Origin of the sequence: Nostoc sp. NOS(2021) (assembly GCF_017115025.1) — a bacterium.
Lineage (GTDB): Bacteria > Cyanobacteriota > Cyanobacteriia > Cyanobacteriales > Nostocaceae > Nostoc.
This window is the reverse complement of sequence record NZ_JABXKM010000081.1, coordinates 53,265-65,992: the sequence shown is the minus strand read 5'-3', so window position 1 is coordinate 65,992 and position 12,728 is coordinate 53,265. Positions and strand designations below refer to the sequence as shown.

Sequence of the window (12,728 nt, the reverse complement as noted above, 5' to 3'; positions counted from 1 at the left end):
GCTTTACTTTCTTGGCACTATAATATTGATTTAGCACGCTAAGTACGCAAGAACCCAAATCTTCCAGTGGTGACAGTTCTATAAATTATCAAATTTTCATTACGCTCGTTCGTTAAATATTATTGCTGCTAACATCTGCCTCAGTTACTACTTATTCTGCTGTAGTTTCATCCTCAGTAATGTCAATGGCTTGTAGAACCTGCTTCACTATTTTTGGGTGCAATATTTTTCCTGAATGAGAAGGAATAACCACTCTCACTTCTTCTCGAAAATAAATTCTGTGACTTCCTTTACTTCTAATTTGAATAAAGCCTGCATCTAATAAGAGTTTTTCAGCTTCTGTTGCAGTGATACGTGGCAGTTTAGGCAACTTTCACCTCCAAGGTTATTGTGAATATTTCCTTGTTATGAAGCGCCTGTTTTTCTAAATTTGACAAGGTTTCTATATAAAGTTCAACTGCTTCTTTAATATTTGCCTGTACTTCTTCTAGGGAATCACCTTGAGATTGACAACCAGGTAGTTCAGGGCAATAGGCATAATATCCATGTTCATCTTTTTCGATAACGATGCTAACTTTATAAGACATATCAAAGTTACCTTTACTTCCTCAATAACTATTATCACCTCTGATCCCTCTCATTTCCTCCGCCTCGCGTTCTACTGTGTACACACAAGTCGAAAATTCTCTATCCAAATTGACTCTACAACTCACAAATCAAAACCTCACCCTTGCTTTACCCAAGGGTAAATCTTTCCCTCTCCTTGGCAAGGAGAGGGATGTCCGTTAGGACAGGGTGAGGTTTTTCAAGATTTTTGGGTAATTCGATGACTTGTGTGTACACCGTAGCCTCCCGTTAGGAAGCGCGAGAACGAGAAAATCAGGGTTTGCCGAGGGAGTTCGTTGCAAAAACAGAAACCAGAACCGTAAACTTTGACCGCACCCATAAAATTAACTTAAAGTTTCAGCAAAGTTTCCGCAATATCCCTGATGACAAGTAAATAATTTACTAATATTAGGGACTGGGTTCGGCAGAAATAGTGTTGTTAATAATCACAGATTGAGGCTAAACAATGATGGGGAGTGTAAAGTCTCAGTGGGTTTTTTGGTGCTTTCTAACAAAATTTACCCGTAACAGTTTAACTTTGCTGCTGAGTATGGTTTTGCTATCTGATGCTGTGGGGGCAACACCGAGAGGTACACCGTTACAGATAGCACAACAGTCAGGAACAACGTCACAAGATGCAACTCACGCTGCTGCGGAACGGATTCTTCAAGAAGGGCTTAAACTTTATCAGCAAGGGACAGCAGAATCACTACGACAGGCGATTGGGAAATGGCAAGAAGCGCTGAAGCTTTGGCAACAAGTTGATGATAAATCTGGGGAAGCCGCCACCCTCCTTGGCCTTGGTAGAGTCTACTCCGATTTGGGAGAAAAGCAGGAGGCACTCAAGTACTGTAACCAAGCTCTACCTCTATTCCGTGCAGTGGGTGACAGGGGAGGGGAAGCCGCTACCCTCGTTGTCTTTGGCAGTGTTTACGACTCATTGGGAGAAAAGCAGGAGGCACTCAAGTACTACAACCAAGCTTTACCCATACTCCGTGCAGTGGGTAACAGGGGAGGGGAAGCCAGAACCCTCAATAATCTTGGCAAAGTCTACTCCGATTTGGGAGAAAAGCAGGAGGCACTCAAGTACTACAACCAAGCTCTACCCATACTCCGTGCAGTGGGTGACAGGGGAATGCAAGCCACCACACTCGTTGGTCTTGGCAAAGTCTACTCCGATTTGGGAGAAAAGCAGGAGGCACTCAAGTACTGTAACCAAGCTCTACCTCTATTCCGTGCAGTGGGTGACAGGGGAGGGGAAGCCGCTACCCTCGTTGTCTTTGGCAGTGTTTACGACTCATTGGGAGAAAAGCAGGAGGCACTCAAGTACTACAACCAAGCTCTACCCCTATACCGTGCAGTGGGTAACAGGGAAGGGGAAGCCGGCACCCTAAATAATCTTGGCAAAGTCTACGACGATTTGGGAGAAAAGCAGGAAGCGCTCAAATACTACAACCAAGCTTTACCCCTAAGCCGTGCAGTGGGTGACAGGGAAGGGGAAGCCCTCAACCTCAATAATATTGCCAATGTCTACTACTCATTAGGAGAAAAGCAGGAGGCACTCAAGTACTATAACCAAGCTTTACCCCTAAGCCATGCGGTGGGGAACAGGGGAGGGGAAGCCACCACCCTCAATAATCTTGGCTTAGTCTATGACAATTTGGGAGAAAAGCAGGAAGCGCTCAAATACTTCAACCAAGCTTTACCTATATTCCGTGTAGTGGGTGACAGGGGAGGGGAAGCCACCACCCTCAATAATCTTGGCAATGTCTACTCCTCATTGGGAGAAAAGCAGGAAGCGCTCAACTACTACAACCAAGCTCTACCCATATTCCGTGCAGTGGGTGACAGGAGAGGGGAAGCCACCACCCTCAATAATCTTGGCTTAGTCTATGACGATTTGGGACAAAAGCAGGAAGCGCTCAAGTACTACAACCAAGCTCTACCCCTAAGCCGTGCAGTAGGTGACAGAGGAGGGGAAGCCACCACCCTCAATAATATTGCCAAAGTCTACTACTCATTAGGAGAAAAGCAAGAAGCACTCAAATACCTCAACCAAGCTTTACTCATACTCCGTGCAATGGGGGACAGAGGAAGGGAAGCCGGCACCCTCAATAATCTTGGCAAGGTCTACGACTCATTAGGAGAAAAGCAAGAAGCGCTCAAATACTTCAACCAAGCTTTACCCCTAAGCCGTGCAGTAGGTGACAGGGGAGGGGAAGCCACCACCCTCTCTAACATGGCTTCGCTAGAACGCGATCGCGGCAACCTCCAACAAGCCCAAACATATATTCAAGCAGCAATCAAAATCATTGAAGATTTACGCACCAAAATTGCCAGTCAAGAACTGCGTACTTCCTATTTTGCCACCGTACAGGGTTACTATCAGTTCTACATCGACTTGCTGATGCAGTTGCACAAAAAAGACCCATCTAAAGGATACGACGCTTTGGCACTGCACATCAGCGAGCGATCGCGCGCCAGGAGTCTTTTAGAACTATTAACAGAAGCCAATGCCAAAATCCGTACAGGCGTTAACCCGCAACTACTGGCAGAAGAACAAAACTTAGAGCAGCAACTTGATGCTAAAGATAAACTGCGTCAAGAGTTACTGAATAAAACAGCACCCACAACCGCAATCCAAAACCTCGAAAAAGAAATTGCTGACCTCCGTAGCCAATACCAAGAACTGCAAACCAAAATCCGTACAAGTAGCCCCAAATATGCTGCACTGAAATATCCTGAACCTCTGAAATTAGCTGAAATTCAGCAACAACTCGATTCAGACACCCTGCTATTGCAATATTCCTTGGGTAAAGAACGCAGCTATCTTTGGGCTGTCACTCCTAATTCCATCAATAGCTACGAACTCCCTGGACGCGAAGCGATAGAAACATCAGCAGGAAAGTTCAAGGAACTATTGAGAAAATGTCAAAAACCAGGTATTGACTGCCAGAAGTTACCCGCAGAGCAAAAAGCCAAAGATTTTCAAGAAATTACCCAAGCTGCAACTGAACTTAGCCAGCTTATCCTAGCGCCCGTTTCAGGAAAGTTGGGGAAAAAGCGTTTGGTAATTGTCGCAGATGGTGTATTAGAAGAAATTCCCTTTACAGCATTATCAGAACCAAATCAAATCTCTCAGCTTGAAAAGTCGCCGCAGGCGGGGAAATCTAATTATCAACCGCTTCTAGTTAACCACCAAATTGTAAATCTACCCTCCGTCACTGCGATCGCTACCCACCGACAAGACTTGAACAAACGCCAAGCAGCACCCAAAACCCTAGCTGTTCTTGCCGACCCTGTATTTGCGGTTGATGACGACCGATTCACAGGTAAACCCTCTTCTCTAGGCCCCGAACTCAACCTCGAACAGTCTAGCCTCCAACAATCCGCGAGAAATCTTAACCGTGCAGGATGGGGACGGCTACTGGGTACGCGCACAGAAGCCGAACAAATATTAAAACTTGTACCACCCTCGGAAAGTTTATACGCTTTTGATTTTGATGCCAATTACAATCTAGCAACTAGTCCAAAACTCAAACAATATCGATTCATCCTCTTTGCAACTCACGGTTTTGCTGACCCGATCAACCCAGAATCGTCAGGAATCGTACTTTCTCAGATAAACAAAGAAGGTAAACCTAATCTTCCAAGTATCTTACGGCTGCGTGACATTTTTAACTTAGATTTGGGTGCAGATTTAGTTGTGCTGAGTGCTTGCGAAACGGGTTTAGGTAAGGATGTCCAAGGTGAAGGATTGGTAGGGTTGACAAGAGGATTAATGTATGCAGGGGCAAAAAGTGCTGTGGTGTCTTTGTGGCAAGTCAATGACACCGCAACATCACAATTGATGCCCCAGTTTTACACAGCAATGTTGCAGCAAAAAGCATCTCCCATAACTGCCCTGCGTGAGGCACAACTCAAACTGTGGCAGCAAAAAAACTGGCGAAACCCCTACTATTGGGCGGCTTTCACCTTGCAAGGCGAGTGGAGATGAGCCGGGGAGTAGCAATCCCCAATCCCAGTTAGTTCAAATATTCAATAATTACGGAGTGTTAGTAGCAATGAATAGAAAATTTTTTGCCCTGTTGTTGACCGGATTTCTGATTTTCACAACTTTTAGCTATTGGTCATCAGTTCAAGCAGAAACCCAGGTAAAACCACAGCAAAGCATTACACCCAAATTCATTAGTTCCCAAAAACTCAAGCTAGAAGGTGATGGCAAACCTTTTATCCCTCCTGGTTTGGAACGGGGTGCCAAACCTGACGAAAGCGACTCTAGAGGCATTCCTACAGGAATAGATAACCGTACCCCGATGTTCAGCCATAAATATCCTTGGTCGGCAATTGGTCGAATCAAAGGAACTACAGATGGCGGTGGTTATTACTGCACCGGAACGTTAATTGCTGCTAATCTGGTTTTGACTAATGCTCACTGTGTTATTGACCACGAAACAGGCAAATTAAGCACAAAAATCCAGTTTCTGCCTAACGTCATCGATGGCCATTACGAAGACATAGCGGAAACCAAAGAAGTTTATTATGGAACAGATTTCAAGGAAAGCAAGGATCTTAGTCCTAATGATTGGGCAATTTTGAAAATTAACCAGCCTCTAGGTCGCAAATACGGTTATCTAGGAACGAAATCGATAGCTTCTGCTACGCTGGTTCGTAACCAAAAAGCATTCTATTTTGTGGGCTATTCTGGTGATTTTCCTAACGACAATTATCAAGAATATTTCAGTGCCGGGCCGGGATGGACGGCAAGTTATGAGGCAGGATGCAGTATTGTCGGAGAAAAAGATGGTTTTTTATTACATGATTGCGCCACTGCTGCTGGTTCTTCGGGTAGCCCCATTGTTGGCGTAATTGGTGGCGACCCTTATATTGTGGCTCTGAATAATGGTGAAGAAAAAAATCTCAAAACTGGACAAGATATCATCAATTATGCGGTGAAAATTTCTACCATTGAGGAGGCTTCGCGGGGAAATTAGATAGGCTTAGGAATAAGAATTAAATAACATACAATTTAATTTATGTCCCTGGCTTACCTCACCCTCAATCCCTCTCCGATATATTGGAGAGGGAAGCTAGAGACAGGATGAAGTTTTGCATTTTATTTAATCCACGTTTCTTAGTTATCTGTCAATCGAGCAAAAATTAGGGTTATGAAGTAGAAAAGGAGTGCGCTCGCTCGCATTCCTTTTAGTAATCAGCGCTAAGTTATAAAATCTTAATTGGTGGGTGGTTCAACTGCTAATTTTGGCAGTGCTAAATTCAGTATAATTGCTTGTTTGCAGTTAAAATAACATATTTTGTCCGAGATAGTACCGAAATATAGGGTTGCCTGGTTTGCCAGAGTGGGAGGCGATCGCTGATAAAACCTCTAAAATCTAAATTAAATAGCTTTGATATAGTTATGGCAATTACTCGCTCTGTGCTAGGGGCGGTTTATGCAAACAAGCTAATCTCTAACTAGTGCGATCGCTCACGGTATTTGCGACAGCAGCACGATAAAATTCTAAAACCATAATCGTACTAAAAGGTCTAAATGGCAGAAACACTATTCTTCAACGCCTTACGCGAAGCCATTGATGAAGAAATGGCGCGTGACTCCAGCGTATTCGTTCTTGGTGAAGATGTCGGACACTACGGCGGTTCCTATAAAGTTACCAAAGACCTGTACCAAAAATATGGCGAACTCCGCGTTCTAGATACCCCCATTGCCGAAAATAGCTTTACCGGCATGGCAGTGGGAGCGGCGATGACTGGGTTGCGCCCCATCATCGAAGGCATGAATATGGGCTTTTTATTGCTGGCCTTCAACCAAATAGCCAACAACGCTGGGATGCTGCGCTATACTTCTGGCGGTAACTTTAAAATTCCGATGGTAATTCGCGGCCCTGGAGGTGTCGGACGACAACTAGGGGCAGAACATTCCCAGCGACTAGAAACCTACTTCCAAGCTGTGCCAGGGTTGAAGATTGTTGCCTGCTCCACACCAAGAAACGCCAAAGGACTACTAAAATCCGCTATCCGCGATGATAACCCCGTGTTGTTCTTTGAACACGTTCTGCTTTACAACTTGAAAGAAGATTTACCAGAAGAAGAATATTTACTACCCCTAGATAAAGCAGAAGTTGTACGTCAAGGCAAAGATGTCACAATTATCACTTATTCGCGGATGCGCCATCATGTGCTGCAAGCGGTAAAAACTTTGGAAAAACAAGGTTATGATCCAGAAGTTATTGATTTAATATCGCTCAAGCCATTAGATTTTGATACCATTGGCGCATCAATACGTAAAACCCATAAAGTCATTGTGGTGGAAGAATCCATGCGAACTGCGGGTATCGGAGCAGAAGTCATCGCTTCAATTAATGATCGCTTGTTTGATGAATTAGATGCGCCAGTACTGCGGCTTTCTTCCCAAGATATCCCCACGCCTTACAACGGCAATCTGGAGCGACTGACAATTGTCCAACCAGAGCAAATAGTAGAAGCTGTGGAAAAAATGGTCGCGTTGCGAGTCTAGGGAATAGGGAGTAGGGAATAGGGAAGAAATTCAACCACTACTCCCCACTCCCCACTCCCCATTCATAACTGTACAAAAGAGAGCTATTATAGCCTTTGTCAGTTGCGAGTTATAGTATGCAAAGACAGCGATCGCTTTTAATTTTGATTGTAGTGCTGATAATCGCCGCCATTGTGGTGATTAACACAATTTCGATTCCGCTAGGACTGGACTTGCGCGGCGGCTCACAGCTCACAATTCAAGTGAAAACAACACCGGAGATTAAGCAAATCACCGACCGCGAATTGGAAGCCGTGAAAAAAATAGTTGAAGGTCGCATTAACGGTCTTGGCGTTTCTGAACCAGTTGTACAAACTGTAGGGAAAGATCAAATCCTAGTGCAGTTACCCGGAGTCAGCGATCCACAGCAAGCTGAACGAGTTCTAGGGGGTACAGCGCAGTTAGAATTTCGCACGCAAAAGCCTAGTACGGAAACCCAACTGCTTGCTTTCCAAGCATCACGAGCTGAATTGAAAGCAAAGCAGCAAGATTCGATCAAGAGTAACGATCAAGCAGCAATTGTCAAAAATCAGCAAGATTTGCAGAAAAATAATCAAGCGATCGCTGAATTGTTTGAAAGCACAAACCCCCCACTCGCAGGGAAATTCCTCAAAGATGCGGCCGGTGAACCCACTCAAAACAACAATTGGAATGTTGCCATTCGCTTCGACCAAAAGGGTGGTGAACTGTTTGCCGAACTGACCAAAAAACTTGCCGGTACAGGACGCAGCATTGGCATTTTTCTAGATAATGAACTGATCAGCGCTCCGAGTGTCGGGCCAGAATTTGCTGCTAGTGGTATTAGTGGTGGTGCTGCTGTAATTACAGGTAGGTTTACCGCCCAAGAAGCTAACAACTTAGGTGTGCAGCTACGGGGAGGTGCTTTACCCTTACCAGTGCAAATCGTCGAAAACCGCACTGTTGGGGCAACATTAGGTAAAGATAGTATTCAACGCAGTCTTTACGCTGGTAGTGGCGGATTGCTGTTAGTATTGATTTTCATGTTAGTTTACTACCGATTACCAGGGTTAATTGCCGACTTTGCTTTGATTATCTATGCGCTATTGACCTATGCCACCTTCGCTTTGTTAGGCGTGACATTAACTCTCCCCGGTATTGCTGGGTTTATCCTCAGTATCGGCATGGCAGTTGATGCTAACGTATTGATTTTTGAGCGCACCCGTGAAGAACTACGCGCTGGTAAAACTTTATATCGTTCTGTAGAGGCAGGATTCTACCGAGCTTGGTCTAGCATTTTAGATAGTCATGTCACATCATTAATTTCTTGTGCAGCACTGTTTTTCTTAGGAGCAGGTTTAGTTAAAGGCTTTGCTTTGACATTGGCGCTAGGCTTGGGGGTAAATTTGTTTACTGCCATTACTTGTAGTCGCACATTGCTGTTCCTATCATTGCAATTTCCCAACTTGCGTAAGCCAGAGTTGTTTTGTCCTAATCTCTCAACGTCAATTAAGTCTGGTGCGGAGGTGCAGTCATGAAATTTAGTGTCATCAAACAGCGAGGATTATGGTGGGCAATTTCTGCCACCCTAATGATTATTAGCATCGTGGGGATGGTGATTTCTTGGCAACAACTAGGCGCACCACTACGTCCCAGCTTAGATTTTGTTGGTGGTACGCGACTACAATTTGAACGCGATTGTACACAACCAAACAACTGCACTCAACCGATTGAAATCTCTAACGTCAGGGAAGTAGTTGATGCTCAGAAGCTAAATAATAGTAGCATCCAAGTCGTTGGTCAAAAGCAACAGGGAATATCCATTCGCACAAAGACATTAGATGTCGAGCAACGCACCCAGTTGCAAACAGCTTTGACTGAAAAAATTGGAGCCTTTGACCCGAAAGCCACCCAAATTGACACCGTTGGCCCGACACTTGGCCGTCAATTATTTTCCCAAGGGTTATTAGCCCTGGTTGTCTCCTTCGCGGCGATCGTTGTTTATTTGAGTGTGCGGTTCCAGGTGGACTATGCCGTAATCGCAATTATTGCCTTGTTCCATGATGTTTTGATTACGCTGGGTGTTTTCTCAATCTTGGGATTAGTCGCAGGTATTGAAGTTGATAGCCTTTTCGTCGTTGCTATTTTGACTATTACCGGTTTCTCGGTGACAGATACCGTGGTCATCTACGATCGCATTCGGGAAATACTGCATCTACATCCTAACGATCCCATTGATAAAGTTGTTGATGATGCAATCAATCAAACTTTAACGCGATCAATTAATACCACCTTTACCGTTTTACTAACATTATTTTCTCTATTCCTATTTGGCGGCGAAACCCTGAGAAACTTTTCTCTAGCTTTGATTATTGGCTTCACGATGGGCGCTTATTCAAGTATTTTCATTGCCGGTTCTCTTTTAGCTTGGTGGCGAGAGCGCAGGGGTCAAACAAGCGTGGTAAACAGCGCTGAACCGATTGATACATCTGCTAGTTCCCAGGATAGTTAAACTTGTGTGTATTTCACAATTGGGTTAAAGCATTTTAAAAATTCATAATTCATAATTGATGATTCATAATTATGTTATACAAAGGGATTTAAGCCGTTCGACTGAGCGCTCACGCCGAAGCCCCAACTAAAACACGACTGCTTATAGAAGCACCGTACAAACCCTTTTTAATTATGAATTATGAATTGATAATTATGAATTAGGTTGAATTCCTCATCTATGCTTTGCAATTTTATTCCCCTATGGATCAACCGGAAGAATCATTAACTAATGTCCCAGATTTTGAGAAATCTGACCCATCGTTTACTCAACAAGTACAAAGGCTACATGATCTGACAGTATATGGCAGATGGCTGTTTGTTGGCTGTTTATGGCTCACCATTGCGCCTCTTAGCTTGTGGGGTCTACGTGCAGAAATTTCTTTGTGGCAACAATATTTTACCTGGGTAGCAGTGAGATTTGGACTCTTCTACCATCCACTGTCTACCTTCGGTTTAGCCTTTTGTATTGGGATGACCGCTGCTGTTTTAGTTTGGCAAAGTCGGAATATTCTACTCGGACTACCACAGCAGGAAAAACAACGTTTAGAAAAACAAGTTTATCGGATACGTCAACAGGGGCCGACTCATCCTCTGTGGAAGTGGGTTTGTCATTAATTTTTCTTTCTCGTTGCATATATAGCAGGGAATAGGGAATAGGGAACAGGGAACAGGGAACAGGGAACTCTTAACAGGCTTGAAAGTCTCTTGGTGTCAGTGTTTTATGATTAGCTTATGTCCTAAGCTACCTGGCAACTGCTATACATATACACGTACAGCAATTTCTAGCAAAATAGGACTTAAGCATACAAAGATACTGCCAAAAGTGGATGCCATAAATGAACGAGTCTCAGATTCAATTTAATGAACGCAAGTCTGAAATTGACCTTTACCAACTCCAAGAACTGTTAAACGTTTCAGCTTTCTGGGCAAAAGGCCGCAGTATTGAAGATTTAGGTATAGCCATTGCCAATAGTGAGCCAGTAATTTCCGTCTACGATCGCGATCGACTCATTGGCTTTGCTAGGGCAACATCTGATGGCATATATCGCGCCACGATTTGGGATGTTGTGATTCATCCAGAGTATCAAAGTAGTGGGCTGGGAAGCAATTTAGTGGAAACCGTTTTGAGTCATCCTCGCATGAGGTGGGTTGAGCGTGTTTACCTGATGACTACTCACCATCAGGGTTTCTACGAAAAGATTGGTTTCCAGGCCAACACTACCACTACGATGGTGCTATATAACCAAGCTAACCTTGCTTTGGTTCCTGCTACAGAAGATCAGCTTCAGGAATCACTAGGGGGATAGAAATTTGTAGTCTGGTAAACTGCTGAAGCGGTTCTTTTACAATGGTCGAGGGCAGAATTTCTAACTTTCCTCCCATAACTTCCACCAAAGTCTGATTGATTAATAGCCTCATTCCTGGGGAAAGGGCAGCGTTCTTTTGGTCAATTTGGGTCGGCTGATCTTCAGATTTGATCAAATCAATCGGTTCGCTCCAGACAATAGCATCACTTGGTACATCCAGCCAAATGTTGACAAAATTATTTGTAGGGACAGTGCTGGTAGAAATACAGATGCTGCCTTCCTCCATTTGAGTAATGGCAGTGTCTATTAAACTTATCAATATTTGGCGGAGCCAGAGGTAATCTGCCAAAACATAAATTTCTGGGTCGGTGGGTAACAATTGCAAGGGAAAATTGCGATTTGCCGCCAGCATATAAGTTGAGTTATGAACCTCCTCCAAAATTTGGGCTAACGGTCTGGGCTGAATATCTAATTTATTGGTACCATGTTCAGTTCTAGCAACGCTGAGAATTTCATCCATCAGCTTGAGCAGTTTCAGCGTTCGCTCGTGAGCTTGGGCAATAAATTCTCGCTCTTCAGCTGGATCTTCACACAAATCCGACAAAATTAACTGATGCAAGCCAATCAGACCATTAAGGGGCGATCGCAATTCATGGGTAGTCCGCGCCAAAAAACCAGCTTTAAACTGGCTCATTTCCCTTGCCATTTGGTATGCCAGCTGCATTTGTTGTAGCTGTTGCAATATTGGTGGCATATCCTCTTGATCTAATAGCGCTACTGGGGATGAGCTAGATGAAATATTTGGCGATGCCTGCTTTGGGCGTAGCCATCGCCCAAATAACCGACGGAAAACCATACCTATTACTATTCCTGCTCCTAGATATATCCAGTTGCTCCAATTCATAATCTAGCAATTATTAACTTGTTAATTGACACAACAGCGCAAACTAAAGTTGCGGATTTCTCTGTTGTCAAATCAGGAAAACAATATTATAGCTACCTATATCTGGTTATTACTCGAAATATCTAACTTGATCGCACCTGTCCGCAAAATTTGCCAATTTATCCCTGTCCATTTAGCAACGGTGGAAGGTACACCCATCCCCGGCATTTCACCCTGGTATTCTGTCGTTGCTAGAGTCAGAACCTTGGGAAACTGAGTCTCAATTTCTGCCATCGTTTGCAAAGGCGGTTGACCAGAAAAATTGGCGCTAGTAGTAGCAAGAGGGCCTGTTTGCGCCAAAATAGTTTGAGCGATCGCACTGTTTGGTACTCGGATACCAATTGTCGTCGGATCGATGGGGTTCATAACTTTTGGCAGGCGTTCACTCGCTGGCAAAACTAACGTCAGCCCTCCTGGCCAATATTTATCTGCTAGTTCTTGCCAAACTTTATACTCGTTCTCACTACCTTTGACATACAGCCACAAATCTTCAGCAGTAGCCGCCATCAAAATCAAAGGTTTATCCTGACTGCGTTGCTTCGCCGCAAAAATTAATGCTGCTTTTTCTGGTAGGGCTGCAAGTGCAGGAACAGTATCGGTGGGAAAGCTCACCAACAGCCCAGCGCGTGCGCCAACTATTAGGTTTGCGAGGGAAACTTGCGTCATCTTACTAAGTAAGTCGGCGAGAACAATTCAATATATATAAAGAAATATAACTTTTAAGTAGGGTGTAATGGCACTTACAGGACTTTAGTAAGTAATCATTTTGGATTATTATCTTTGTTGT

General features: G+C 44.0%; 11 protein-coding genes. 7 read left to right on the top strand and 4 right to left on the bottom strand.

The features are described 5' to 3' along the window. Positions 1-151: 151 nt before the first annotated feature. Together HWQ41_RS10075 and HWQ41_RS10070 are read right to left on the bottom strand one after the other, a co-directional pair. Positions 152-370, bottom strand: coding sequence for a type II toxin-antitoxin system HicA family toxin (locus HWQ41_RS10075; RefSeq protein ID WP_292762069.1), 219 nt, complete (start codon positions 368-370; stop codon positions 152-154). After that, entirely contained in the window at positions 363-587 is a 225-nt protein-coding gene (locus HWQ41_RS10070; protein WP_292762067.1) for a type II toxin-antitoxin system HicB family antitoxin, read from the bottom strand. Before HWQ41_RS10070 ends, HWQ41_RS10075 begins: the two co-directional genes overlap by 8 nt. Before the next feature lie 485 nt (positions 588-1,072). Here HWQ41_RS10070 and HWQ41_RS10065 point away from each other — a divergent pair, with 485 nt between their 5' ends. From HWQ41_RS10065 to HWQ41_RS10035, 7 genes are all read left to right on the top strand, one after another. Beyond that, complete coding sequence (locus tag HWQ41_RS10065) at positions 1,073-4,603, top strand: tetratricopeptide repeat protein (RefSeq protein WP_292762065.1); 3,531 nt, start codon at positions 1,073-1,075, stop codon at positions 4,601-4,603. A gap of 67 nt (positions 4,604-4,670) precedes the next feature. Next, positions 4,671-5,600, top strand: a complete 930-nt coding sequence (locus HWQ41_RS10060) for a trypsin-like serine protease (protein ID WP_292762062.1) — start codon at positions 4,671-4,673, stop codon at positions 5,598-5,600. A 557-nt stretch (positions 5,601-6,157) separates the two neighbouring features. Continuing rightward, positions 6,158-7,141: an alpha-ketoacid dehydrogenase subunit beta gene (locus HWQ41_RS10055; protein ID WP_292762059.1), complete on the top strand. Its 984-nt coding sequence runs from the start codon at positions 6,158-6,160 to the stop codon at positions 7,139-7,141. A 116-nt stretch (positions 7,142-7,257) separates the two neighbouring features. Next, positions 7,258-8,676, top strand: a complete 1,419-nt coding sequence (gene secD / locus HWQ41_RS10050; RefSeq protein ID WP_292762078.1) for a protein translocase subunit SecD — start codon at positions 7,258-7,260, stop codon at positions 8,674-8,676. Then, positions 8,673-9,650 carry a protein translocase subunit SecF gene (gene secF, locus HWQ41_RS10045; protein WP_292762057.1) on the top strand — a complete coding sequence of 326 codons (978 nt, stop codon included), beginning with the start codon at positions 8,673-8,675 and terminating at the stop codon, positions 9,648-9,650. Before secD ends, secF begins: the two co-directional genes overlap by 4 nt. Before the next feature lie 242 nt (positions 9,651-9,892). Continuing rightward, positions 9,893-10,306, top strand: a complete 414-nt coding sequence (locus HWQ41_RS10040) for a hypothetical protein (protein ID WP_292762055.1) — start codon at positions 9,893-9,895, stop codon at positions 10,304-10,306. Between the two features lie 221 nt (positions 10,307-10,527). Continuing rightward, on the top strand, positions 10,528-10,998 hold the full coding sequence (locus HWQ41_RS10035) for a GNAT family N-acetyltransferase (protein WP_292762054.1): 471 nt from the start codon (positions 10,528-10,530) through the stop codon (positions 10,996-10,998). Here HWQ41_RS10035 and HWQ41_RS10030 read toward each other — a convergent pair. Both HWQ41_RS10030 and HWQ41_RS10025 read right to left on the bottom strand, forming a co-directional pair. Beyond that, positions 10,961-11,902 carry a HAMP domain-containing sensor histidine kinase gene (locus tag HWQ41_RS10030; protein ID WP_292762052.1) on the bottom strand — a complete coding sequence of 314 codons (942 nt, stop codon included), beginning with the start codon at positions 11,900-11,902 and terminating at the stop codon, positions 10,961-10,963. The genes HWQ41_RS10035 and HWQ41_RS10030 overlap by 38 nt on opposite strands. Positions 11,903-11,998: 96 nt before the next feature. Then, a complete protein-coding gene (locus HWQ41_RS10025) occupies positions 11,999-12,607 on the bottom strand; it encodes an L-threonylcarbamoyladenylate synthase (RefSeq protein ID WP_292762051.1) in 609 nt (202 codons plus the stop codon). Positions 12,608-12,728: the final 121 nt, after the last annotated feature.

What these genes read in the sequence shown, in the direction of transcription:
- HWQ41_RS10070 (WP_292762067.1), bottom strand. Translation starts at nt 587, where the DNA reads ATGTCTTATAAAGTTAGCATCGTTATCGAAAAAGATGAACATGGATAT.
- HWQ41_RS10065 (WP_292762065.1), top strand. Translation starts at nt 1,073, where the DNA reads ATGATGGGGAGTGTAAAGTCTCAGTGGGTTTTTTGGTGCTTTCTAACA.
- HWQ41_RS10060 (WP_292762062.1), top strand. Translation starts at nt 4,671, where the DNA reads ATGAATAGAAAATTTTTTGCCCTGTTGTTGACCGGATTTCTGATTTTC.
- HWQ41_RS10055 (WP_292762059.1), top strand. Translation starts at nt 6,158, where the DNA reads ATGGCAGAAACACTATTCTTCAACGCCTTACGCGAAGCCATTGATGAA.
- secD (WP_292762078.1), top strand. Translation starts at nt 7,258, where the DNA reads ATGCAAAGACAGCGATCGCTTTTAATTTTGATTGTAGTGCTGATAATC.
- secF (WP_292762057.1), top strand. Translation starts at nt 8,673, where the DNA reads ATGAAATTTAGTGTCATCAAACAGCGAGGATTATGGTGGGCAATTTCT.
- HWQ41_RS10040 (WP_292762055.1), top strand. Translation starts at nt 9,893, where the DNA reads ATGGATCAACCGGAAGAATCATTAACTAATGTCCCAGATTTTGAGAAA.
- HWQ41_RS10035 (WP_292762054.1), top strand. Translation starts at nt 10,528, where the DNA reads ATGAACGAGTCTCAGATTCAATTTAATGAACGCAAGTCTGAAATTGAC.
- HWQ41_RS10030 (WP_292762052.1), bottom strand. Translation starts at nt 11,902, where the DNA reads ATGAATTGGAGCAACTGGATATATCTAGGAGCAGGAATAGTAATAGGT.
- HWQ41_RS10025 (WP_292762051.1), bottom strand. Translation starts at nt 12,607, where the DNA reads ATGACGCAAGTTTCCCTCGCAAACCTAATAGTTGGCGCACGCGCTGGG.